This window comes from Sphingomonas larreae, from assembly GCF_051400595.1.
In the GTDB taxonomy this organism is placed as follows: Bacteria; Pseudomonadota; Alphaproteobacteria; order Sphingomonadales; family Sphingomonadaceae; genus Sphingomonas.
Window position 1 is genome coordinate 545,027 of sequence record NZ_JBLFFI010000002.1, and the last position, 22,710, is coordinate 567,736.

20 protein-coding genes and 1 tRNA gene are annotated in these 22,710 nt (G+C 68.2%); 7 read left to right on the plus strand and 14 right to left on the minus strand.

Going from position 1 to position 22,710, the window contains the following annotated elements; genetic code table 11:
- Positions 1-66 precede the first annotated feature (66 nt).
- Complete coding sequence (locus tag ACMGDM_RS10820; protein WP_436804127.1) at positions 67-2,556, plus strand: TonB-dependent receptor domain-containing protein; 2,490 nt, start codon at positions 67-69, stop codon at positions 2,554-2,556.
- Between the two features lie 137 nt (positions 2,557-2,693).
- On the plus strand, positions 2,694-4,502 hold the full coding sequence (locus ACMGDM_RS10825; RefSeq protein ID WP_436804128.1) for a methyl-accepting chemotaxis protein: 1,809 nt from the start codon (positions 2,694-2,696) through the stop codon (positions 4,500-4,502).
- A 211-nt stretch (positions 4,503-4,713) separates the two neighbouring features.
- On the opposite strand, the gene ACMGDM_RS10830 is transcribed toward ACMGDM_RS10825, so the two are convergent.
- From ACMGDM_RS10830 to ACMGDM_RS10840, 3 genes are all read right to left on the minus strand, one after another.
- Complete coding sequence (locus tag ACMGDM_RS10830; RefSeq protein ID WP_436804129.1) at positions 4,714-6,201, minus strand: methyl-accepting chemotaxis protein; 1,488 nt, start codon at positions 6,199-6,201, stop codon at positions 4,714-4,716.
- A 101-nt stretch (positions 6,202-6,302) separates the two neighbouring features.
- Positions 6,303-7,718: a methyl-accepting chemotaxis protein gene (locus ACMGDM_RS10835; protein ID WP_436804130.1), complete on the minus strand. Its 1,416-nt coding sequence runs from the start codon at positions 7,716-7,718 to the stop codon at positions 6,303-6,305.
- A 341-nt stretch (positions 7,719-8,059) separates the two neighbouring features.
- Positions 8,060-8,136 (minus strand) — tRNA-Arg (locus ACMGDM_RS10840).
- Positions 8,137-8,194: 58 nt separating this feature from the next.
- Here ACMGDM_RS10840 and ACMGDM_RS10845 point away from each other — a divergent pair.
- Complete coding sequence (locus ACMGDM_RS10845) at positions 8,195-8,941, plus strand: queuosine precursor transporter (RefSeq protein WP_436804270.1); 747 nt, start codon at positions 8,195-8,197, stop codon at positions 8,939-8,941.
- A 29-nt stretch (positions 8,942-8,970) separates the two neighbouring features.
- Here the strand turns inward: ACMGDM_RS10845 and purQ are convergent, their stop codons facing one another.
- The 6 genes from purQ to ACMGDM_RS10875 all read right to left on the minus strand — a co-directional run bounded on the left by purQ (position 8,971) and on the right by ACMGDM_RS10875 (position 13,196).
- On the minus strand, positions 8,971-9,639 hold the full coding sequence (gene purQ, locus ACMGDM_RS10850) for a phosphoribosylformylglycinamidine synthase subunit PurQ (RefSeq protein ID WP_436804131.1): 669 nt from the start codon (positions 9,637-9,639) through the stop codon (positions 8,971-8,973).
- Positions 9,636-9,866, minus strand: a complete 231-nt coding sequence (gene purS, locus ACMGDM_RS10855; protein ID WP_436804132.1) for a phosphoribosylformylglycinamidine synthase subunit PurS — start codon at positions 9,864-9,866, stop codon at positions 9,636-9,638. The genes purQ and purS overlap by 4 nt, the downstream gene beginning before the upstream one ends.
- Before the next feature lie 61 nt (positions 9,867-9,927).
- Positions 9,928-10,707 (minus strand): phosphoribosylaminoimidazolesuccinocarboxamide synthase, encoded by a 780-nt coding sequence (gene purC / locus ACMGDM_RS10860; RefSeq protein WP_132907417.1) that lies wholly within the window; start codon positions 10,705-10,707, stop codon positions 9,928-9,930.
- Between the two features lie 100 nt (positions 10,708-10,807).
- Positions 10,808-11,707 (minus strand): alpha/beta hydrolase, encoded by a 900-nt coding sequence (locus ACMGDM_RS10865; protein WP_436804133.1) that lies wholly within the window; start codon positions 11,705-11,707, stop codon positions 10,808-10,810.
- Positions 11,704-12,906, minus strand: a complete 1,203-nt coding sequence (locus ACMGDM_RS10870; RefSeq protein WP_436804134.1) for an OpgC family protein — start codon at positions 12,904-12,906, stop codon at positions 11,704-11,706. The genes ACMGDM_RS10865 and ACMGDM_RS10870 overlap by 4 nt, the downstream gene beginning before the upstream one ends.
- 131 nt (positions 12,907-13,037) lie before the next feature.
- The gene (locus ACMGDM_RS10875) at positions 13,038-13,196 is read right to left on the minus strand and encodes a hypothetical protein (RefSeq protein WP_436804135.1); all 159 of its coding nucleotides are present in this window, start codon (positions 13,194-13,196) and stop codon (positions 13,038-13,040) included.
- A 99-nt stretch (positions 13,197-13,295) separates the two neighbouring features.
- On the opposite strand from ACMGDM_RS10875, the gene gcvA reads away from it, so the two are divergent.
- From gcvA to ACMGDM_RS10890, 3 genes are all read left to right on the plus strand, one after another.
- A complete protein-coding gene (gcvA, locus tag ACMGDM_RS10880) occupies positions 13,296-14,195 on the plus strand; it encodes a transcriptional regulator GcvA (protein WP_436804136.1) in 900 nt (299 codons plus the stop codon).
- Between the two features lie 54 nt (positions 14,196-14,249).
- Positions 14,250-16,511 carry a DNA topoisomerase IV subunit A gene (parC, locus tag ACMGDM_RS10885; protein WP_436804137.1) on the plus strand — a complete coding sequence of 754 codons (2,262 nt, stop codon included), beginning with the start codon at positions 14,250-14,252 and terminating at the stop codon, positions 16,509-16,511.
- A 134-nt stretch (positions 16,512-16,645) separates the two neighbouring features.
- Positions 16,646-18,340, plus strand: a complete 1,695-nt coding sequence (locus tag ACMGDM_RS10890) for a putative bifunctional diguanylate cyclase/phosphodiesterase (RefSeq protein WP_436804138.1) — start codon at positions 16,646-16,648, stop codon at positions 18,338-18,340.
- Here the strand turns inward: ACMGDM_RS10890 and ACMGDM_RS10895 are convergent.
- From ACMGDM_RS10895 to ACMGDM_RS10910, 4 genes are read right to left on the minus strand one after another with little or no spacing between them, the layout of a single operon-like run.
- Complete coding sequence (locus ACMGDM_RS10895) at positions 18,310-19,506, minus strand: CCA tRNA nucleotidyltransferase (RefSeq protein WP_436804139.1); 1,197 nt, start codon at positions 19,504-19,506, stop codon at positions 18,310-18,312. The genes ACMGDM_RS10890 and ACMGDM_RS10895 overlap by 31 nt on opposite strands.
- Positions 19,494-20,084: a CoA pyrophosphatase gene (locus ACMGDM_RS10900; protein WP_436804140.1), complete on the minus strand. Its 591-nt coding sequence runs from the start codon at positions 20,082-20,084 to the stop codon at positions 19,494-19,496. Before ACMGDM_RS10900 ends, ACMGDM_RS10895 begins: the two co-directional genes overlap by 13 nt.
- Entirely contained in the window at positions 20,081-20,644 is a 564-nt protein-coding gene (locus ACMGDM_RS10905) for a DUF1285 domain-containing protein (RefSeq protein ID WP_436804141.1), read from the minus strand. Before ACMGDM_RS10905 ends, ACMGDM_RS10900 begins: the two co-directional genes overlap by 4 nt.
- Before the next feature lie 52 nt (positions 20,645-20,696).
- Positions 20,697-21,203: a GNAT family N-acetyltransferase gene (locus tag ACMGDM_RS10910; RefSeq protein WP_436804142.1), complete on the minus strand. Its 507-nt coding sequence runs from the start codon at positions 21,201-21,203 to the stop codon at positions 20,697-20,699.
- A gap of 154 nt (positions 21,204-21,357) precedes the next feature.
- On the opposite strand from ACMGDM_RS10910, the gene ACMGDM_RS10915 reads away from it, so the two are divergent.
- Positions 21,358-21,732, plus strand: coding sequence for a dihydroneopterin aldolase (locus ACMGDM_RS10915; protein ID WP_436804271.1), 375 nt, complete (start codon positions 21,358-21,360; stop codon positions 21,730-21,732).
- Here the strand turns inward: ACMGDM_RS10915 and ACMGDM_RS10920 are convergent.
- The gene (locus ACMGDM_RS10920; RefSeq protein ID WP_436804143.1) at positions 21,707-22,705 is read right to left on the minus strand and encodes a hypothetical protein; all 999 of its coding nucleotides are present in this window, start codon (positions 22,703-22,705) and stop codon (positions 21,707-21,709) included. The genes ACMGDM_RS10915 and ACMGDM_RS10920 overlap by 26 nt on opposite strands.
- Positions 22,706-22,710 lie beyond the last annotated feature (5 nt).

Sequence of the window (22,710 nt, forward strand, 5' to 3'; positions counted from 1 at the left end):
GGCTAGGTTTGCTTGTCCGCCGCGCGGCGAAACAACGCTGCGCAGTTCTCGTGATCGGAGGAAAGCGTGAAGATAGTCAAGAGCTTGCTCGCAGGGACTGTGCTCTCGGCAGCGATCTGCCTCGGTGGCGCCGCGGTCGCGGCGCCCGGCGCCGATGTGGCCGCGGACAGCGATAACGTCAGCACGGGTGTCGCACGCGAGCGGGACCGGCTCGACAGCGCTACCTCCACCAGCGTCCTGCACGAGCGTGATGTCGAGCGGCTCGGCGCGCGGTCCGCGGCGGACCTGCTGCGCGACGTGCCAGGGCTGCGCTCGGACGCGGCGAGCGGTGACGGCAACGGCACGCTCACCGTGCGCGGTTTGCCCGCGGCTTCCAGCGGTGCGAAGTTCATTCAAGTGCAGGAAGACGGACTTCCGGTACTCGAGTTCGGGGACATCTTCGGCGTGGGAGCGCTGGACCTCGTTCGCACCGATCTCAACCTTTCGCAGGTCGAGGTGATCCGCGGGGGCTCGGCCTCCACCTTCGCGTCCAACTCGCCCGGCGGTGCGATCAACTTCCGTTCGAAGACGGGCGAGGTACAGGGCGGCGCAGTGGCGCTGAGCAACGGGCTCGACTATCGCTCGTCCCGCGAGGATTTTACCTACGGTGGCGCCGTCACCGACTCGCTCCGCTTCCAGGCGGGCGGCTTCGTCCGACAGGGTGAGGGGCCGCGCCGTACCGGCTATGATGCGCAGAAGGGTGGCCAATTTCGCTTCAACGTGACCCGCGACGTGAGCGGCGGCTATGTCCGACTGTACGGCAAGTATCTGAACGAGCGCACGCCTTACTACGACGTCGTGCCGTTCTTTTACGGCGGCACCGAGGCGAGACCGAACTTTGACCGCACCAAAGGCTTTGACGCGCTGCACGACGCGCTGGCGTCACGGTATTTACGCGATCTGCTCGTACTAGATCGTCACAACGGCGTGGCGGCGGGTGATCTGGGCAACGGTCAGCATCTGCTCGAGCGCTCGATTGGACTCGAAGCGCAGTTCGACGTCAGCGGCTGGCTGGTGCAGGAGCGGCTTCGCTACTCCGGCGTATCGGGCGTGCTCACCGTTCCGTTTGACAGCGCGTACAGCGAGATCAACGATGGCGTGCGCGAGATCGTCGGCGCGGGCGGCGTCGCCACCTATGCCAGCGGTCCGCGCGCCGGCCAAGCGCTGGTGTCCAGCCGTAAGAGCCCGCTCAACGGTAACGGGCTGAGCGCCGCGGTCGTCATGCTCGACCTGCCGATACACAGCTATGACGATATGACCAATGAAGTGCGCGTTAGTCGCGTGTTCGATCTGGGAGGTGGCGAGCTGACGACCACCGGCGGCGTTTACTCTGCGCGCCAGACGATCGACCGCGACTCGGCCTGGGTTACGGTGCTCACCGACCTGAACGGCAGCGGCGACACTGCGCTGATCGACTTCACCACAGCGACGAAGATCAAGGTCACCGACCATGGAGTGGTCACCTACGGCAACGGCTTCAACCATCGGCTGCGCCGCTCCGTGCAGACAGACAACGCGATCAACGCTCCCTTCGCCTCGCTCAACTATCACGCGGGCAAGGTCTCGATTGGCGGCAGCGTCCGCTACGACGACGGCAGCGTGGTGGGGCGCACCTGGGGACCTGCCGGCAGCGGCGCCCCGGTGCCAACCATCGCGCTCGACCTGAACCGCGACGGCGCCATCTCCATACCCGAGCAGAGTGTCGAGACCACGCCGTTCCAATCGCCTGAACCGGTGCACTACCACTACCATTATCTGTCATATTCCAGCGGGATCACCTATCGTGTGATTGAATCGCTGGCGCTGTTCGGCCGGTACAGCCGCGGTGCGCGCACGCCTGCCGATCGATTGTTGTTCCATGGGGAGCTGACCGCATCCGGCGCGCTGCGCGACAAGAACGCGGCGGTCGACTCCGTCCGTCAGGCGGAGGTCGGCGCTAAATTCCGGACGGACGATCTGTCGCTGAACCTCACTGGCTTCTGGGCGACCACGTTCGACAGCAACTATGACCCGATCCGTGAGCGGCCCATCCTCCGCGACTATTCGGCCAAGGGAATCGAGTTCGAGGGCGTCGCCCAATTTGGCGTGTTCGGGCTGCGCGGCGGAGCAACCTATACCGACCCGAAGATCGAAAAGGATTATCTCAACTCCAAGTTGACCGGCCACGCACCGCGCGCGCAGCCCAAGCTACTTTTCCAGGCGTCCCCCGACATCACCTTCTCGCACGTCGCCTTCGGGGCGACCTTCATCGGGCAAACAAAAAGCTTCGCGCAGGACGAGAACAAGCTGGTGATCCCGGCCTTCGTCACCACCAACGCCTTTATCGAGATCCGGCCCGCCGAACGGCTGCGGCTGATTGTCAACGCCAACAACCTGTTCAATCGCGTCGCCATGACCGGCCTTGATGCGCCGACGGAGCCCGACGCGAACAGTCAGGGTTCCGAGGGGACGCCGCTGATCGGCGCGCGCCCACTCACCGGTCGTACCGTGTCCGCAACGTTGCGGCTCGATTTCTAAGCGAGGCGGCCGCCACGCTTCACCGCCGTGGCGGCGCTTCATGACGTAGTGAAGGAATGAACAGTGAGCCATCGCGTACAACTCGGCACGGGGGCGGGCCGATGATCGCCCGATTGAGCATCCCCAGGAAGCTCGCGATGGCCTTCCTCGTGATGATCGTTACCGCGGCGATCACGCTGGCGGTCTTCTTCTCGAACATCTGGATGATCCGCGACGCCACCGAGGACAACAATCGCGCCCAAGCCATTTGTGCCGAGGTGCTGACACTCGAGACCTCGTTGCTGCGCGAGAACAGCCAGCTGCGCGGTTATCTGGTGACGGGCGACGCAAGCTATCTGAAATCCTACAACGAGGCGCGCGTGGCCTATGATCGCGCTGCCGGCACGTTGAGCCCGATGCTGACCGACCCGGCCGAACATCGACTGTTCGAGACCGCGCACGCGGAAGCCTTGAAGTGGCGCCGCACCTGGAGCGACCGTCTCGTGGCGATGGTGAAGGCGGGGCGGCGCGAAGCGGCCGAGCAGGTGGTGCGAGACGCCGGCAAGGCGGTGCTGACCAGCGCCGCGATCCTGCCTCTGCGTGACGTGCGCGATCGCGAGACCGAGGCGATGAAGCGCAACGCCGCCCGGCAGGCGGACGCACTCTCCCGCGCTACGGTTGGGCTGGTGATCGGCGGCCTGCTATTGATCGCGGTGGCGGTGTTGCTGGCGGTGGTGCTCAGCCGCAGCATCGCGCTGCCAATCGCGTCGCTGACCAGACGAATGGCGGATCTCGCCGCGGGCAAGCTCGACATCAGCGTTGCCGCGAATCGTGCGGATGAACTCGGCGACATGGCGCGGGCGGTAATCGTGTTCCGCGACGCCGCTCGCGCCAAGCTGATCGCGGATACCGAGCGCGAGCAGGCGATGCGCGCAATCGGCGAAGGGCTACGCCGGCTTGCGGATGCGGACCTGACGGTGCGGCTGACCAACGTGCCGCGCTCGTTCGAGCAGATCGCGCACGACTTCAACAACGCGGTCGGCAAATTGTCCGATCTGACCATGAACGTCCGCGGTAGCGTCCACACGATCAAGCGCAACGCGGACGAAATCAGCCAATCCGCACGGGCGCTGTCGGGGCGCAGCGAACAGCAGGCGGCGAGCCTGCGCCAGACCGCCGCGGCGATGGACGAAATCACCGCGACGGTGCGCACCGGCGCGGCGAATGCGGCCAGCGCCAACGGCGCGATGGCGGATGCACGGATCGAGGCGGAGCAGGGCGGTGCGGTGGTCCGCAAGTCGGTCGAGGCGATGAACGGTATTGACCAGGCCAGCCGCGAAATCGCTGACATCATCAGCGTGATCGACGGGATCTCGTTTCAGACCAATCTGCTGGCGCTCAATGCCGGGGTGGAGGCGGCGCGCGCCGGCGATGCCGGCAAGGGCTTCGCGGTGGTCGCCTCCGAGGTGCGCGCGCTGGCGCAGCGTTCGGCCGAGGCGGCGTCCGACGTCAAGACGCGGATCCTGTCAGCAATAGAGCATGTGCAATCCGGCGTCGAATTGGTGGATGCGACCGGAAAGGCGCTCGATCGGATCATCGAACGCGTGACCAGCGTCAGCGCGATCATGTCGATGATCGCACGCTCGGCCGACGATCAGGCGCAGAGCCTCGGGCAGGTCAATATCGCGATCGGCGAGATGGACTCGGTGACTCAACAGAATGCTGCCATGGTGGAGGAGTCCACCGCGGCCTCGCAGATGCTGGCGCACGAGGCGGAGCAACTCGCCGGCGCGGTCGCGATGTTCACGGTGGAGGCGAGCGCGGCGACTAATGCGGAGGCTGGCACGACCGCAAGTGCGGCACGTCGAAGCGGCGCAGTGGCGCCGACGCGCGCCGCCCGTGGCCCCATCCGGTTGGTCGGCAGGAGTGCAGCGGGACCGCGCGAGGAGGATTGGTCGTCCTTCTGATCGCGCCATCGCGCTGAGGGCAACAGGAATGACTGGCCGGCGGAAGATCACGCCGCGCCAGCCGGCAGTAGGGCGAGTCGCGGATCGCCTTTACTCTGCGTGGTCAATCGCTGGGCGCGCCGCTGCTCGATCCGCATGGGCCGCTGCCGACGATTATCGCACCTCGCTTCGTCGGCAGGAGCGCACCGGCATGAATTGTCGACGGCTACACCTAGAAGTCGCCCTTGAGCGCGAGGTTGCCGGCGACCAGCGCACGCGCAGGGCGACGTGCCTCCACTGCCGCCTGCTCGCGCCCGGCGCCGTGAGCCGCCTCAAGCCGAAAACTCGACACCCGGCGGGTGAGCGCCTCTGCCTCGTCGGCGAGGCTGCGCGCGGCGGCGGTGGCCTGCTCGACCATCGCCGCATTCTGCTGCGTCACGCCGTCCATCTCGGCGACCGCAAGATTGACCTGCTGCAACCCCCCCGCCTGCTGCTCCGCCGAGTCCGCGATGGTGCCGACCAGCGTGCTGATCTCACTGATACGGGCGATGATCCGCTCGAGCGCCTTGCCGGTGTCGCTGACCAGACCCACCCCAGCGTCGACCTGATCGGTGGAGGCGGTGATCTTCGTCTTCACGTCGCGCGCCGCATCGGCGGAGCGCTGCGCGAGCGCGCGTACCTCGGATGCGACCACCGCGAAGCCCTTGCCTGCCTCGCCGGCGCGCGCGGCCTCGACCCCGGCATTGAGTGCGAGCAGGTTGGTCTGGAAGGCGATACCGTCAATGACGCTGATGATCTCGCTGATTTCGTTCGACGAGCGCTCGATCCCGCCCATTGCCTCCACCGCGCGGCGCACGACCGCGCCTGATTGCTCCGCCTCGCTCCGCGTCTCACTCACCACCGCATTGGCGCGCGACGCGCCACTGGCGGTTTCGCGTACGGTGGCCGTGATCTGCTCCATCGCCGCCGCGGTCTCGCCCAGGCTCGCCGCCTGTTGTTCGGTGCGGCGCGACAGATCGTCGGATGCTGAATTGATCTCGCCCGAGCCAGTCGCGATCCGTGCCGCGGCGCCGGTCACCTCCGCAAGGGTGGCACAGACGCGACGTCGCATTTCCTCGAAATTGTTGGCGAGAGCGCGATAGTCGTCGGGCAGCGGCTCCAATGGCGTGGTGAAATCACCGCGCGCGAGCGCGTCGAGCGCGCGTCCGAGCTTGTCGGTGACGTCCTGCCGCGCGGCCTGCTCTGCGGCGAAATAGGCGGCGAGCGCGACGTCCATGTCGAGCAGCGCAGTGCGCACGAGCAGCGCCGCGGCCGCACGCCGGCGCGCGAACGGACGCAGCGGCGACCAGCGCATCACCCTCGGCATCAGATAGTCGAGCACGCGCGCGTAGCTGCTGATATACCAGGTCGGCGAGAGGCCGATCCGCGCGTGAACATGGCCGATCTGGGTAGCGCGCGCCTCGTAGCGCGCATCGGGCTCGCCCGAGAACAGCCCTTGCCAATGCTCGAGCTGTTTGGCGCGGGCATGGTCCATCATCGCGGTCGAGCCGAACATGGCCGCTGCCGCCGGCTCGGCCCGGATCCGCTGGTACAGCTGGTCCAGCGCGGTCGGCGCATGGGCATCGATCGCGCGGCGCAGTGTCGGGAAGCGGCGATAATCGCCCCGGGTGAAGCCAAACCGCGCGAGTTTATCAGCGAATGAAGGGGCGGGGGACGACATCACCGAATCTCCAGAGGGGCTTGGCGCACACCCTAGCCTCACAAGAGTAAACGCCTGATTAGCCTAGTCTTCGATTTAGATCTGCGCGGAGGGACGACGGGTCAGAACTCTGACCAATCGTCCTGCACCACCGCCAGCGCGGTGCCGCTGGTGCCGGTCACCCCGCGCCGCGCGGTGCGCGCGACCTCGCGACCGGCGGTGGCGGCGCGCGCCTGCAGTTCGCGCACGGGCGAGGCAGCGCTCGCGGCCTGCGGCTTGCTCAGCGAGAAGCGCGCCACCTGCGTCGCCAGCTGGCTCGCCTCGTCGGCAAGGCTGCGCGCCGCCGCGGTGGCCTCTTCCACCATCGCGGCATTCTGCTGGGTCACCCCGTCCATCTCGGAGACGGCGGTATTGATCTGCTGCAGCCCGGTCGCCTGATGCTTGGCCGAATCGGCGATGGTGGCCACCAGCGTGCTGATCTCGCCGATGCGGGCGATGATCCGCTCCAGCGCGCTGCCGGTCTCGCTCACCAGCCCGACCCCCGCGTCGACCTGCTCGGTGGAGGCGGTGATCTTCGCCTTCACGTCACGCGCCGCGTCTGCCGAGCGCTGCGCCAGCGCACGCACCTCGGAGGCGACCACCGCGAAGCCCTTGCCGGCATCGCCCGCGCGCGCCGCCTCGACGCCCGCGTTGAGCGCGAGCAGATTGGTCTGGAAGGCGATGCCGTCGATGACGCTGATGATCTCACTGATCTCGCCCGATGCGCGCTCGATCCCGCTCATCGCCTCGACAGCGCGACGCACCACCTTGCCGGAATGCTCGGCTTCTTCCCGCGCGCCGCTGACTTCGCGGTGCGCGCGCTGCGCACCGTCCGCGGTCTCGCGGACGGTGGAGGTGATCTGCTCCATCGCGGCGGCGGTCTCTTCCAGGCTGGCAGCCTGCTGCTCGGTCCGCTGCGACAGTTCGTCGGAGGCGCCGCGGATGTCGGCGGCGCCATTGTCGATGCCCTGGCTTGCTGCGGTGACCGCGCTGAGCACGTCCGACATCGCGTCCATCGCACGATTATAGTCGAGCCGAAGGCGGTCGTAATCGGCGTAGAAGGGCGTATCGATGCGGAAGGTGAGATCGTTGGCGGCGAGGCGCTCCAGCCCGGTGCCGAGCGAGGTGACGACGACGCGCTGTGCCGCCGACGATTCCTCGAGCGCGACGCCGTTCTTGCGGAACACGTCCATTGCCTTGGTCATGCGCCCGACGCAGTCGCCATGGTCGGTGTAGCGGATCGGCGTCGCGAAATCACCTTTGGCAAGCGCCTCCATCCGAACGACGGTGTCGACATAGGGGTCGCAGATGAGTTTGCGCGCGCCCAACGTGACGACGACAACGGCGAGAAGCGCGGCAACGGCCGCGCCGATCAGCGTGACGTCGGTCGTGGCGGCGGCGGTGGTCGCCACCGGCACCGCGGCGATTACGGTGTAGACGATCAACAAGGCGTTGAACTTGGTGCGGATCGGCGCCTGCCTCTTGATCCAGTGGATCATCCTGTCTTTCCTTCCACGCACACGCGGGTCCGCTGGACACGCGGCACAACCATGCGGGACGGGTACGGCAATTTGACTAAACATAGGTAAATCGCGCGTTGGGCCTGTCGTAGCGCTAAGTACAACGCGCAGTCATGAAGCGGATAGATGCTCGCGGGCGCAGGCGATCGCAGGTTCGAACAGGCGTCTTCACAAGAAGACCCGCAAAATCCATGTTATCGCGAGCTGACGGCCGTCTCTCATCATTGATTGAATTTGGTTAAGGCACATCAACCATACTAGTAGACTTATGATGTTAGGTTATGTTCGTGCCGCCGCTCGGGGCGAGTAGTGAAAGAGGGTGGCGCGCCCGGAGGGACTCGAACCCCCGACCAAGGAGGTAGAAGCTCCTTGCTCTATCCAGCTGAGCTACGGGCGCCCGCCGCAGCGCCTAGCGCGGATTGAAGCCGGAAGGAATGGCCGGCATGATCGCGCGCATGGCCGAGCCCTTGCGTACCCTGCCGCCGACCGACGCCGCGCGCGTCACGGCGACGCCTTTCCGCTACTATGACCTGGTGATGGCGGCCTTTGTCGCGATCCTGTTGCTCTCCAACGTGCTCGGCGCGGGCAAGGTCGCGCGGGTGGCGCTGCCCGGGATCGGCGATTGGCCGTTTGGCGCGGGAATCCTGTTCTTCCCGGTGAGCTATATCATCGGCGACGTGCTCACCGAGGTGTACGGCTATGCGCACGCGCGGCGCGTTATCTGGGTCGGCTTCGCGGCCACCGTCTTCATGGCGGCGATGGCCTGGGTGGTGGTGGCGCTGCCGCCCGCGCCCGACTGGGGCAACCAGGCCGCTTATGAGGCGGTGTTCGGCCAAGTCCCGCGGATCGTTTTCGCCAGCATGTGCGCCTTCTGGGCGGGCGAGTTCGTCAACTCCTACGTGCTCGCGCGCATGAAGGTGATGACGGAGGGACGCCACCTGTGGATGCGCACGATCGGCTCGACGATTGCGGGGCAGGGCGTGGACAGCCTCATCTTCTACCCGCTCGCCTTCCTTGGTGCGCCGGGCTGGACGCCGCATCTGGTGGTGGTCGTGCTGTTCACGCAATGGGGGCTGAAGACGAGCTGGGAGGCGGCGCTGACGCCGCTGACCTATCTGGTGGTCGGCTGGCTGAAGCGGGTCGAGGGCGTAGACGTCTATGACCGCGACACGAAGTTCACTCCGTTTCGCGCGCGGGTGTGAGCCGGCGCACGCTTCACCAAAAGCGCCGCTCAGGCGCCGACCGTCTCGATCAGTCCCTCGAACAGCCGCCGACCGTCGTCGCCGCCGTGCGCGGGCTCGACCCGCCGCTCGGGGTGCGGCATCAAACCGAGGACGTTGCCTCGCGCGCTCAGCACGCCCGCGATGTCGCGCGCGCTGCCGTTCACCGGCTCGGCGTAGCGGAACGCGACTCGGCCCTCGCCCTCGAGTCGGTCGAGCGTCTCCGCGTCGGCGACGTAATTGCCGTCATGATGCGCCACCGGGAACACCACCCGTTCGCCCGCGGCATAGCGGCTGGTGAAGGCGCTCTGCGCGTTGTCGACCGCCAGCGTCACGTCGCGGCAGACAAAGTTGAGCCCGGCGTTGCGCATCAGCGCGCCCGGCAGCAGCCCTGCCTCGGTCAGCACCTGGAAGCCGTTGCACACGCCCAGCACGGGCAGGCCCCGCTCGGCCCCGTTCGCCACCGCGCGCATGATCGGCGACCGCGCCGCCATCGCGCCGGAGCGCAGATAATCGCCGTAGGAGAAGCCTCCCGGCACCGCGACAAGGCCGACCGCCTCGGGCAACTCGGTGTCGCGATGCCACACCATTTCTGGCGCGCGCCCGGTCACCCGCTCGAGCGCGACCGCGATATCGCGATCGCAGTTGGAGCCCGGAAAGACGATGACCGCTGTCTTCACGCGCGCTCGATCCGGTAATTCTCGATCACGGTATTGGCGAGCAGCTGCCGGCACATCGCGTCAATGTCCGCGTCGGCGGTCCCCTCGGCGACGTCGAGCTCGATCAGCTTGCCGACGCGCGCGCCGGCCACGCCCTGGAAGCCGAGCCCGGCGAGCGCGTGCTCGATCGCCTTGCCCTGGGGGTCGAGCACGCCGGGCTTGAGCGTGACATAGATGCGGAGTTTCATGGTCGCGCGCTATGCCGCGCCGCGCCGCGCGGGGCAACCTCCCACCGCGGTGCGGACGCGATCACTTGCCGCGGCGCTTGCGATGGCTTTCCATGTCGAGCACCGCGGTCTCGCCGCCCTCGGGGAACAGGCCGAGCCGGCGCGCGACCTCCTGATAGGCCTCGACCTCGCCGCCCAGGTCGCGGCGGAAGCGATCCTTGTCGAGCTTCTCATTCGATTCCATGTCCCACAGTCGGCAGCCGTCGGGGCTGATCTCGTCCGCCAGGATGATGCGGCTGTAATCATTGTCCCAGATGCGGCCGAACTCGAGCTTGAAGTCGACCAGCCGGATGCCAACGCCGGCGAACAGGCCGCTGAGGAAGTCGTTCACGCGGATCGCCAGGTCGGCGATGTCGTGCATCTCGTCCTGGCTGGCCCAGCCGAAGGCGGCGATATGCTCGTCCGAGATCATCGGATCGCCGAGCGCGTCATCCTTGTAATAATATTCGAGGATCGTGCGGGGCAGCTTGACGCCTTCCTCGATGCCGAGCCGCTTCGACAGCGAGCCTGCGGCGACGTTGCGCACCACCACCTCAATCGGGACGATCTCGACCTGGCGGATCAGCTGCTCGCGCATGTTGAGGCGGCGGATGAAGTGCGTCGGCACGCCGATATGGTCGAGCAAAGTAAAGATATGCTCGCTGATGCGGTTGTTGAGCACGCCCTTGCCGTTGATCGTGCCCTTCTTCTGCGCGTTGAAGGCGGTGGCGTCGTCCTTGAAATATTGGATCAACGTGCCGGGCTCGGGACCCTCGTAGAGGATTTTCGCCTTGCCCTCGTAGATCTGCCGCCGCCGTGCCATCGCTCACCCTCGAAAAGGAACGCCCCGGCGGAGCAGATCGCACAGCCGGGGCGGGAATCATCCGGCCTATAGGGTAACGGGTGGGGCGCTGCAAATCGCCTTAGCGCGCGAAGGCCCGTGCCAGCAGGCGCTTGGTCTCAGCCCAGGCGGCGCTCTCGGGTGCGATCAGCTCGACATGGCCCGTCGCCGGCACGGTGTGGAGCGTCACCCGGTCGCCCGCGGTTCGCGCCCGCGCGACGTAATCGGTGGCGAGACGATAGGGGATGATGCGATCCTCGCGCCCGTTGACGAGGTCCTGCGACACATCGAGCGGCAGGAGTCGGGTGACCGACGTGTCGGCATAGGGATCGGCGCGGCCGCCCTCGACCAGCCGCCCCACCACCGCGGTGCCGCAGCCGTTGTCGGGACTGGCGCCGGTCGCCTCCAGGTCCGGCAGGCCGCCGAGGCTGATGACGTGCGCGATCGGCAACGGGTCGGCGCGGCGCAGCGTGCTATCGGCCGGCAGCCGCGCGCGCCCTGCCAGCCACAAGGCGAGATGGCCGCCGGCGGAATGGCCGACCGCAACGACGCGGTTGAGGTCGAGACCGAGTGCCGGTCCTTCCGCGCGCAACAGGTCGGTTGCGGCGGCGGCGTCCGCGAACGTGCCGGGGTAGCCGCCGCCGGCGCGGTCGACGCCGCGATAGTCGATGTTCCACACCGCGTAGCCCGCCCCGCGCAGGTCGTCGGCGACCCAGTTCATCAGCTTCCGGTCGGCGATCTCGGTCTGCCAGCAGCCGCCGTGAACCATGATCACGGTGCGATAGGGCCGAGCGCCGCGCGGCAGCCACACGTCCACCTTCTGCATCGAGTCGCTGCCGTAGGAGAAGGTGCGGTCGGGCGACGGGCGCGGGCGCGCGGTCAGGTCGGCCCAGGTCAACGGTCGGTGCGGCGCGCTCGGGGCTGTCATCGTCGACGAGCATGACGCGAGCAGCAGCGCGGCGGCAAGTGCCGCGCGGCTCACGAGCGCGCCTCGCTCGGCAAGCGCTGGGGCTCGGCGGCGGCGGGCCTGCCGCGCTCGCGCCAGAGCGCGGGCAGGGTCAGCAGCGCCACGCCAACCACCGCGGCCAGCGTCCGCGCCCACACGGGAAAAGGGCCGTACAGCTGGTCGACATAGTAGACGCCGTACACGATCGCGACGTGCCAGACGTAGACGTAAAGCGAGTGGCGTCCGAGCAGGCGGAGGAAGGGCAGCGAGAACAGCCCGCGCACCGCACCGGCGACCTGCCGCACCCAGGCGCGCGCATGGTCCGGGCCGGCAATCACCAGCCATGCCAACCCGATCGCCACCGCGATGAAATTGACGAGATAGACCAGGCTGAAGTCGGCGCGGACCTCAAGTACCTCGATCCGCTTGATCGCCACGTCCGGCAGGATGCCGCGCGCGGTGAGCAGGCGGACGGGCAAGAAGAACAGGCACACTGCGAGAGCGATTTTGGCCGCCCCGCTCGCCTCGGGACGGAACAGCCGGTACCAGTCGATCCGCCCGGACGCTGTCAGCGCCCCCGCGATCATCCCGGAAAAGAAGACGATCTGCCAGCCAAGCAGGTTGAAGCCGGCGCGTAGTCCCTGGCCGTCCGAGGCGGTGAACCAGCGCCCGAGCGGATCGGTCAGCGCGTGCTGGAAGCCGAGCTGCCCGGCGAGCCATAGCAGCCCCGAGACGGTGGCCACCAGCGCGACCCGCCCGTCGAGGCACAGCTTCAGCACCGAGGGCGCGACCAGCATGTACAGGACATATTGTGGCAGAATGTCCATCACGGTGGGCTGGAACACGAAGGTGGCGATCGCGAAGAGTCGCAGCGGCTCGCCGGTGAGGCTGGTATGACCAAGCCAATTGCCCCACAGCCGCGCCGCGTCAGGCAGCACCAGCCGCGCGAGCAGCACCGCCATGACGATCCCGATGGCATAGCGATACAGCTCGAACGCGCGCGCCCACACCAGCCGGCTCGCCGCGGGCGCGCCCAGCCTAAGCATCTTGCGACCGTAGACCAGCCCGATCATCAGCCCGGACAGGAAGACGAAGCCCTGCGCATCCTCGACATAGGCGAATTGATTGTGATTGACGCGCTGCAGCCAGAGCTCGCCCTGGAAGACGAGATGGTTGATCAGCATGAACACGAGGAAGAAGCCGCGCAGTCCGTCGATCATCCCGTAACGTGGCAAACAGCGGCTCCCGTGCGTGGCGTGATGCGCGGCGGCCCGAGGCGCACCGGCGCACCGGCGTGTAGCGCACGATCCGCGCTGATCGATCCCGCCGCGCCTCCGCTCGTCCCGGAAAGCGCGGCGGTGATCGCTCAGCGCATCCGCCGCGGCGCCGCCCGCCAGGGTGCGGCGAAGCGCCGGCGCTGCAGCGCCGTGATGCCCGCGAGCAATGTCTCGACGAAAGTGTGGATACCGCCCGACAGCGTTTCATGATGGCGGGCAAAAGCTTCGCTCTCGAAATCCATGTTCATGATGACCTCCATCGCTGGAGCCTAGTAGGTGCGCCTCGCGGCCGAGGCGCGCCAACAAAGAGCTGTTCACCGTCGATAAGCCACGCTTATGATGAAGGGATGCGTCAGCTCCCGCCGCTCGCCGCCGTTCGTGTGTTCGAGGCCGCCGCGCGCCACGAGAATTTCACCGCGGCCGCGGGCGAGCTGGGGATGACCCAAGCAGCGGTGAGCTATCAGATCCGGCTACTCGAGCAGCGGCTTGGCGTTCCGCTTTTCCGCCGTGACCGACGCCGCGTAACGCTCACCGAGGCAGGGCGCCGCGCCAGCGCGCAGCTGACCGCCGCGTTCGACTCGATCGATGCCGCCTTTGCCGGGCTGCGCGCCGAGGACGAGGCGGTGCTGACCGTCTCGGTCACCAACACCTTCGCCAACACGTGGCTGGCGTGGCGACTCGGCGGCTTCCACCTCGCGCACCCGTCCACCGCGGTGCGCTTGTGGACCAGCAACGCGCTCGCCGATTTCGCCGCCGATGAGGTGGACGTGGCGATCCGCTCGGGGCCGGGCGGCTGGGCCGGGCTGGCCCAGCATGAGCTCCTGCCGCTCGATTTCACGCCGATGTGCTCGCCCGACTTCCTGGCGGCGCACGGCGGCCGGCTGACCGCCGCCGACTTGCTCCACCTCCCACTGATCAGCGCGCAGGACCCGTGGTGGGCGCATTGGCTGCGCGAAGCGGGGCTGGACGTGGTCGAGGCGAAGCGCACCGGGATGCGGCTCGACTCGCAGGCGCACGAAGGTCATGCCGCCATCGCCGGACAGGGCGTGGCGATGCTGACGCCGTTCTTCTGGCATAACGACCTGACTAGGGGGCGCCTGGTGCGCCCGTTCGCGCAAGTGTCGTCGATGCGCGAGGCCTATTGGCTGGTCTATCCGGAGGCACGTGCCAAAGTGCTCAAGATCCGCCGGTTCCGTGAGTGGCTGACGGAAGCGCTGGCGCGTGATCGGGTCACCGCCGCGGGTTGACGCGCGCGCGGAACGGTTGTGGAACGCCGCCTCGCGCTGCTAGCAGCGGGAGCCATGGCGACCGACGCAACCGCTCTCCCTCCCGACAACCCGCCGGTCGGCGTGTTTGACGCACCGTTCGACAGCGCGCTGTCGGAGCGTTATCTCGTCTACGCGCTGTCGACGATCACGGCGCGATCGCTGCCGGACGTGCGTGACGGACTCAAGCCGGTGCATCGTCGATTGCTGTGGGCGATGCGGCTGCTGCGTCTCGATCCCGCTGCAGGCTACAAGAAATGCGCGCGCGTCGTCGGCGACGTGATCGGTAAGTATCACCCGCACGGCGACCAGTCGGTCTATGACGCGATGGTGCGGCTCGCGCAGGATTTCGCGCTGCGCTATCCGCTGGTCGATGGCCAGGGCAATTTCGGCAACATCGACGGCGATAACGCCGCCGCCTATCGCTATACCGAGGCGCGGCTGACGCAGGTCGCGATCGACCTGATGGACGGGCTCGACGAGGACGCCGCCGAGTTCCGCCCGACCTATAACGGCGAGGAGCAGGAGCCCGAGCTGTTTCCCGGCGCTTTCCCCAATCTGCTCGCCAACGGCGCGGCGGGGATCGCGGTGGGCATGGCGACCAGCGTGCCGCCGCACAACGCTGCCGAGCTGCTCGAGGCCGCGATCCTGCTGGTTGACAAGCCCGACGCAGACGACGCCGCCATCCTCGCGCATGTCCGCGGCCCCGACTTTCCCACCGGCGGTCTGTTGGTGGACGCGCCTGCGATCATCGCCGAGGCCTATGCCACCGGGCGCGGCGCCTTCCGCGTTCGCGCGCGCTGGGCAGTCGAGCGCGAGAAGGGCGGCGGCTGGACGATCGTCGTCAGCGAGATCCCGTACGGCGTGCAGAAGGGCAAGCTGATCGAGCAGATCGCCGCGCTGATCAACGATCGCAAGCTGCCGATCCTCGCCGACGTGCGTGACGAGAGCGATGCCGAGATCCGGCTGGTGCTCGAGCCGCGCAGCCGCACCGTCGATGCGCAGGTGCTGATGGACGGGCTGTTCCGGCTCTCCGACCTGGAGACGCGGATCCCGCTCAACCTCAACGTGCTCGACAAAGATCGCACGCCACGCGTGATGTCGCTGCGCGAGGCGCTCGCCGCTTGGGTCGAGCATCAGTTCGTCGTGCTGCGCCGGCGCACCGAGCACCGGCTCGGCAAGATCGCCGACCGGCTCGAGCTGCTCGGCGGCTATATCATCGCCTTCCTCAACCTCGACCGCGTGATCGAGATCATCCGCACCGAAGAGGAGCCCAAGTCGGTGATGATGGCGGAGTTCGAGCTCACCGATCGCCAGGCCGAGGCGATCCTCAACATGCGGCTGCGCTCGCTGCGCCGGCTGGAGGAGATGGAGCTGCGCCGCGAGCGTGATGCGCTGACCAAGGAGCAGGAGACGCTCACCCAGCTGCTCGGTTCGGAGGCGCGCCAGCGCACGCGACTGAAGCGCGACTTCGCCAAGGTGCGCGATCGCTACGGCGCGGAGACCAAGCTGGGTGCGCGTCGCACCACGATCGAGGAGCAGGCGGCAGCGCGCGAGATCCCGCTGGAGGCGATGATCGAGCGCGAGCCGATCTCAGTGATCATGTCCGAGCGCGGCTGGATCCGCGCGATGAAGGGGCATGTCGATCTCTCCGCGCCCGAGACGATGAAATTCAAGGAAGGCGACGGCCCGGCCTATGCCTTTCACGCGCACACCACCGACAAGCTGCTGCTGGCTGCGGCGAACGGGCGATTCTTCACCTTGTCGGCGGACAAGCTGCCGGGCGGTCGCGGCTTCGGTGAACCGGTGCGCGCCTCGATCGATCTCGACGGCAGCGTGCCCGTGGTGGCGCTGCTGCGCGCCGGCGCGGCGGAGCGGCTGCTGATCGCCGCGAGCGACGGGCGCGGGTTCATCGTGCCGAGTGCGGAGGTGATCGCCGAGACGCGCAAGGGCAAGACGGTGATGACGCCGAAGCCGGGCGCACGGCTAATCGTGGTGCGTCCGGTGTCACCGGGCGACGATTTCGTCGCGGTGATCGGCGACAATCGCAAGCTCGCGCTCTTCCCGATCGTCGACCTGCCTGAGATGACGCGCGGGCAGGGGGTGCAGCTACAGCGTTATCGCGAAGGCGGGCTCGCCGACGCGCGGACCCTGGTGTTCGCCGAGGGGCTCAGCTGGGCGATGGGCGGCGGCAGCGGCCGCATCCGCACCGAGCCAGACCTTTCTGCTTGGCGCACCGCGCGCGGGGCGGCGGGCCGGATGCCGCCCACCGGATTTCCGCGCGACAATCGCTTCTGAGCGAGGCGCCGGCGACGTCGCTCTCGGATCGTGTCTCGTCCTGGGACGCGGCATGTCGCGTGGCGTTTGCTTGGGCGGGCGTCGATCGGTCGCCGTAAGCTGGCCTTAACCGTTGCGATCTAAGGCAGAACGCGATGGCAACGCGTTCTCCCCTGCTGGCGACGGAACCCGATTCGGGCTCCGTCGTGTACAGCCTTGCCGCGACCACGCCCGGTTCAGGGCTGAGCGTCGCGCAGGGGGCGCTTGAGCTCGTGCCGATCCCGCTCGTGGTTGCGCGGCTCCGCGCGGGACGACTCGATTACGAGAACAGCAACCGGGCGTTCACGCGCGCCGGTCTGCAACATGAGCGCGCGATCGATCCTCTGATCCTCTCCTTCCTGCGCACCGGGCACGATCGCGCCGATGTGAACTGGTCCACCGGCGAGGCCGTTGAGCGCCGTCACTATCGGCTGAGCTTCGCGCTGATCCCGAACCGTCCCGAGCCCACTGCGGTGGTGTCATTCGTCGACCAGACCGCCGAGGTGCGGACCGAGGAGACGCTGCGGCGTGAGATGACGACCGACAGCCTCACCGGGCTGCCCAACCGCGGCGGTTTCACTGACGCGCTGGAGGCCATGATCGGCGAGGGTGCCCCGCGCTGGGCGGTGCTGATGGTGGATCTCGAGCGCTTCAGCCGCTTCAACGCCTGCCTCGGTTCGTTGACTGGGGACGAGCTGCTGATCACCGTGGCGCGCCGGATCAAGGGCGCGCTGCGCGGTCGCGACGTGCTGGCACGCACCGGTGGCGATGAGTTCGGCGTGCTGCTGACGCTCGACCAGAACGACCATGAGGCCGATCATGTCGCGCGCCGCATCCGCGAGGCGCTGGCCACGCCGTTCCGGCTGAGCGACTTTGAGCTGCGCGTTTCGTGCGCGATCGGTATCGCCTTTGGTTACCCGGCGATCGGCGACGCCGAGGACGTGATCCGGCATGCCCAGGTGGCGATGAAGCGCTCCAAGTCGACCAAGAGCGCGGAAGCCTATCAGACCCGTGCGCTCGACAGCGCGCGCGAGGAATTTGCGATGGAGACCGCGCTGCGGCGCGCGATCGAGAACGAGCAGCTCCACCTCGTCTACCAGCCGATCCTCGATCTCGCGACCGGACGCGTGAGCGGCTTCGAGGCACTGGCGCGCTGGACCGACGAGCAGGGCGCGAGCTGTCCCCCGGTGCGCTTCATCCCGGTGGCGGAGGAATCAGGTCTGATCGTACCGCTCGGACGATGGGCGCTGGATCGCGCGATGCAGACGCTCGCCGGATGGGACCGGCAGTCGGGCGGGCACTGCGGGGTGTCAGTGGCGGTCAACGTGTCGCCAATCCAGTTCCAGCGCGACTCGATCCCGGGCATGGTCGAGCGCGCGCTTGCGGCGGCGGGTCTGGGCGGCGGCCGACTCAAGCTCGAGCTGACCGAAAGCGCGATCGTCGCCGACCCGGACCGGATCGCGGGCGTGCTGATGGCGCTCAAAGAACTCGGCACCGTCATCGCCATGGACGATTTCGGCACCGGCTTTTCCAATCTCGCTTCGCTCCACTCGCTGCCAATTGATCTGCTCAAGATCGATCGCAGCTTCGTCACCGGCATGCTGACCGACCGTGACCAGCTCGCGATCGTGCGTGCGATCCTCGGCCTGTCCAAGGCACTGGGGATGGACACGGTGGCGGAGGGCATCGAGACGGTGGAGCTCGGCCAGACGCTCGGGGCGCTCGGCTGCACCTATGGGCAGGGCTATGCCTATGCGCGACCCCTCGACGCGGACGCCGCTTATGCGTTCCTGGTGGCGCGCAACGCCTGAGCGACCTCCGCGTCGGCGATGGCGTCGACGCGGGCGTCGTCCGGGAAGCCTTCCGCGATCCAGCGATCCTCGATCCGCTTGAGCACGCGTGCCACGTCGGGACCGCGGGTCAGCCCGCGCGCGACCAGCGCACCCCCGCCGAGCGGAAGCCGCGGCGGCGACCAGTCACGCAGCGCGCTTACGTCCGCGCCGGCGAGCAGCAGGCGATCGAGCGCCATCGCCGTGCCGACGCGATAGCCGAGCGCGCGCGCGCCCTCGTCGCCGGCACCCGTGCCGGCTTGGACCAGCCGTTTGCGATCCACGTTCGAGAGCTTGAGCCGCGCGCCGACCGAGTCGGCTGCGCTCGCCGGCAGCAACGCGGCGAGGCGCCGGATCGCGTCCGGCGCCACGTCGGCGGCGCGCTCGCGCTCCGCCAGCGCGTCGAGACGCGCCACCCCGGCAGCGTCGATCTCGGGCAGCACCGGGCGGAAGATCCCGTGTTCGTGCATCAGCCGGACCACGGCGACCGCACCCGGCGCCACCAGCAGCTTGAGCAATTCTGCGGCGACCCGCTCGCGGCTCAGCGCCATGAGATCGTTGGCGCGCTCGACACAGGCGGCGAGCCCGTCCGCGTCGACCGCCTCGCCGAAGCGCGCATGGAAGCGGAAGAAGCGCAGGATGCGGAGGTGATCCTCGGCGATGCGCCGGTGTGGGTCGCCGATGAAGCGGACGCGTCGAGCCGCCAGGTCCGCCAGCCCGTCGAAATAGTCGAACACCGCGCCGGTGCGCGGGTCGGCGTAGAGCGCGTTGATCGTGAAATCGCGCCGCGCCGCGTCCTCGCGCCAGTCCTGCGCAAAGGCGACGACGGCGTGGCGCCCGTCGGTGGCGACGTCGCGGCGCAGCGTGGTAACCTCTACCACGGTGCCCTCGCTGATCGCGGTGATCGTGCCATGTGCGATTCCCGTCGGGACAGCACGGATTGCCGCCGCCTCCAGCCGTCGCACCACCTCGTCTGGGTGAAACGGCGTTGCGAGATCGACATCCGCGACTTCCAGGCCCAGCAGCGTGTCGCGCACCGCGCCGCCCACGTACCGCGCGTGCCCGCCGGCTGCGTCGAGCGCGTCGGTGAGTCGCGCCAGTCCGGCGCGCGCGCGCCACGGTGCGGCGGGCAGCGTCACGCTGCCCATCGCAGCCGCCGCGAAAGGTTGACGATCATCCCGGCGGTGGCGCCCCAGATCCGGCGCTCGCCCCACAGCAGCTCGTAATAGGCGCGCTCGCGGCCCTGCCAGGTCGCGGTGCGCGGCTGGTGGTTGGTGCGGTCGAGCAGGAAGTCGAGCGGGACCTCGAACACGTCCGCCACTTCCGCCTCGCTCGGCACCAGCGGGAGATCGGGCGGTACGACCCCGACGATCGGGGTAACGTCGAAGCCGGTGCCGGTGCGATACCGATCCGAGGCGCCGATCACCTCCACCACGGTGCGCGGCAGCGCGATCTCCTCCTCGGCCTCGCGTAGCGCGGCGGTGACCGCATCCTCGCCGGGATCGAGCCGACCACCGGGGAAGGCGATCTGTCCGGCATGGCGCCGCAGCGTCTCGGTCCGCTGCGTGAGCAGCACGCCTGGTCGCGCGCGATCGGTCACCGCCACCAGCACCGCCGCCGCGGTGAGCGCGACGCCGTTCGACAGGTCGCCGTCGTCGCCCGCGATGAGCGCGGTCTGCTCGTCGGAGACGAGCGCGGCGGCGAGCCGCTCGGCCAAGGTCGTCATTGCGGTTCGAGCGCGAAGAAGGCGCCCGCACTCCACACGCCCGGCGGCGTCGCGTCGCTGGCGAGCGCGCGTTCGGCCAGCTCGTAATAGATTGGGCGCGCCACCAGCGCCTCGAGCCCGGCGCGCACCAGCAAATACGGCCGCGGACCATCCGCGCGCTCGACGAAACGGAGCGGGTGTGCCGCCGAGGCGGTCACCACGTCGCCCGTGTTGAGCCGAAATGCGAGTGCAGTGTCGCGCCCCTCGCCCTCGGCCTTGAGCTCGACCGCGACGAACGGCGCATCCTCCACGGCGATATCGAGCTTCTCCACCGGCGTGACGAGGACGTAGCCGCCGTCGGGCTCGCGCCGCAAGATGCGACTGAACGCACGCACCATCGCGGGGCGGGTGATCGGGCTGCCTTGGTGATACCAGGTGCCATCGCGCGCGATCCGCATCTCGCTGTCGCCGCAATGCGCGGGGTCCCAGCGCTCTACCGGCGGCAGCTGATCGCTCTCCACCAGCCGGGCGATGTCGGCAACGGAGAGGCTGCTGAAGTCAGGAGGGGGTGCCAGGGGCATGCGCGCCAGTTAGGGCGCGCGGGCGCGGCGGTAAAGGTTGCGCGGGCTCGGTTCAGGCCGCGGCAGAAACGCGCGGCGCGATCACGCCGGGGGCGTGTGGCACGCCGGCCCCGCGCGCGAGCAGGCGACGGCGCTCGAACGGACCCGGAAGCCGCCACCCGGCGGTCGCCTCCGCGCTGAAGCCGAAAAAGCGGCCGTAATATTCGGGGTCACCGATCAGCATGAGGTCGAGACCGCGTGCATCCGCGGCGGTGAGCGCCGCGGCGGTGAGGCGACGGCCGAGACCACGCTGCTGCTGTTCGGGCGCCACTGCGACGGGACCGACCAGCACCAGCGGGACCTCCGCACCATCGTCACCGACGAATCGCACCGGCCAGCATTGGATTGTACCGAGCAGCGAATCATGCTCCACCAGCGCGAAGCTGAGCGCGCCGAGTGCCTCGGTGCCGGCGCGGAGCCTATACGCGGTGCGCGCGTGGCGATCGCTCCCGAAGGCGCGGTCGAGCAGCGACTCGACCGCGGCTGCCGGCACCGTGTCGATCGCCACCAAGTCGGTCACCGTATGTTCCCTCGATACCGGCCAGCGCGCCCGGCCGGGCGCTTTAGCGGGACGACGGCCGAACGCAATCGCGATGATGGCGCCGCGACGCTGGACAAGCCCGCGACCGCGCGCCACCTGCGGGCGCGATGCGGCCGGGTGCGGGAGCTTGAGGATGGACGACGATACGCTCGAACTCGAGGTGCATGACCTCGAGGTGCAGGTGCTCACCGGCATCTATTCGGAGGAGACCCACCTGCCGCAGCCGCTGCGCATCTCGCTCACCGTGCTGCTCGACGCCCCGGCGCGCTTCGCGCCGGACACGCCGCTGTCCGCATCCAAGAACTACCTCGACTTGCGTCATGCCGCGACCGACGCGCTCGCCACCGCGGGTCACTTTACCCTGATCGAAGCCGTCGCCGATCATATCGCCGAGACGCTGTTCCTCCAGGATCGGCGCGTCCGGCGCGTGAAAGTGGCCATCGTCAAACTCGCCATCGCCGAGGCCGGCGAATCGATCGGAATCACCTTGGTCCGGCATCGCCGTTGATCGAGGTCATTCCTGTATCATTTCGGCACGGGCCGAGCTGGTCGATGACATAGCGATAGTCGGCCCGGGCCTGAGCGGCATCGGCCGGCTCCAGCGCCGCCGTGGTGCGGTCGGGCAGGGTGGCGGGCAGGGCGCAGGCGAGCCGGTACCATAGCAAAGTGTTCCGCTGCGGCGCGGCGGCGGCATCGTCGATGATCTCGCTGAGCGCCACCGACCAGCGCGGCTGCTCGCCGGGGCGGCGCAGGATCGACAGTGCGGCAGGGCGATTGTCCTTCGTGGCCAAAAAGATTTGCGTTTCACCCTCGCCGGGCAGTGCGCCGGGCACGTGGAACGCGCTCCGGATGTCGGTGATCACCGGCGGCGCGTCGGGTGAACTCGCCTCGCGCGCGATCTGTCGCGCAAGCGCATCGAGCGCGGGCGACCAGTCGCGCTGCGCGTCTGGGGTCACGAGCTGGACTTGATCGGCCCGCCCCGTGACCGGGCGCGCGAAGGCCAAAACGCGTCGCTTCTTGAGGTTGGGCGCACGGCCGCGCCAGTCGGGTGCCGCATCGACGACCCAGCCAACGCGCTGCGGGATGGCGGTGCTGCCGCGCACCAGCGTGCCGACGTCCGCTTCGACATAAAAGCGTGTATGTCCCGGTGCGAGACCATTCGTCTCGGCCCCTTTGATCTTGGCGGCGGAGCGAATCGACGCGTCGATGATCAACGGGCTCTGCACGACGAGGTCAGCGAGTGCGGCATAGTCGATCACCGGCGCCGCTGCGGCAGGCGGTGCGTTCTGCGCGGCCAGCGGTGTCGGCACGAGCGGCGCCGCGGCCATTGCGAGGAGAGCCAAAGGGGCTCGCGTCTTGGTCCGAATCTGGCGTAGGATCATGCGCGCTGGGTACGTGAACTCGCCTGAACGATACAGAAATAAATCTGTCGTCGTTCGTTTGTACGTTTGTTGCGCCTGACAAAGCGTTTGCGTCGCCAAAACGG

Coding starts and splice junctions, on each gene's coding strand:
- ACMGDM_RS10825 (WP_436804128.1), top strand. CDS start 2,694: ATGGCCTTCCTCGTGATGATCGTTACCGCGGCGATCACGCTGGCGGTC.
- ACMGDM_RS10830 (WP_436804129.1), bottom strand. CDS start 6,201: ATGTCGTCCCCCGCCCCTTCATTCGCTGATAAACTCGCGCGGTTTGGC.
- ACMGDM_RS10835 (WP_436804130.1), bottom strand. CDS start 7,718: ATGATCCACTGGATCAAGAGGCAGGCGCCGATCCGCACCAAGTTCAAC.
- ACMGDM_RS10845 (WP_436804270.1), top strand. CDS start 8,195: ATGGCCGAGCCCTTGCGTACCCTGCCGCCGACCGACGCCGCGCGCGTC.
- purS (WP_436804132.1), bottom strand. CDS start 9,866: ATGAAACTCCGCATCTATGTCACGCTCAAGCCCGGCGTGCTCGACCCC.
- purC (WP_132907417.1), bottom strand. CDS start 10,707: ATGGCACGGCGGCGGCAGATCTACGAGGGCAAGGCGAAAATCCTCTAC.
- ACMGDM_RS10875 (WP_436804135.1), bottom strand. CDS start 13,196: ATGAACATGGATTTCGAGAGCGAAGCTTTTGCCCGCCATCATGAAACG.
- gcvA (WP_436804136.1), top strand. CDS start 13,296: ATGCGTCAGCTCCCGCCGCTCGCCGCCGTTCGTGTGTTCGAGGCCGCC.
- parC (WP_436804137.1), top strand. CDS start 14,250: ATGGCGACCGACGCAACCGCTCTCCCTCCCGACAACCCGCCGGTCGGC.
- ACMGDM_RS10890 (WP_436804138.1), top strand. CDS start 16,646: ATGGCAACGCGTTCTCCCCTGCTGGCGACGGAACCCGATTCGGGCTCC.
- ACMGDM_RS10895 (WP_436804139.1), bottom strand. CDS start 19,506: ATGGGCAGCGTGACGCTGCCCGCCGCACCGTGGCGCGCGCGCGCCGGA.
- ACMGDM_RS10900 (WP_436804140.1), bottom strand. CDS start 20,084: ATGACGACCTTGGCCGAGCGGCTCGCCGCCGCGCTCGTCTCCGACGAG.
- ACMGDM_RS10905 (WP_436804141.1), bottom strand. CDS start 20,644: ATGCCCCTGGCACCCCCTCCTGACTTCAGCAGCCTCTCCGTTGCCGAC.
- ACMGDM_RS10915 (WP_436804271.1), top strand. CDS start 21,358: ATGGACGACGATACGCTCGAACTCGAGGTGCATGACCTCGAGGTGCAG.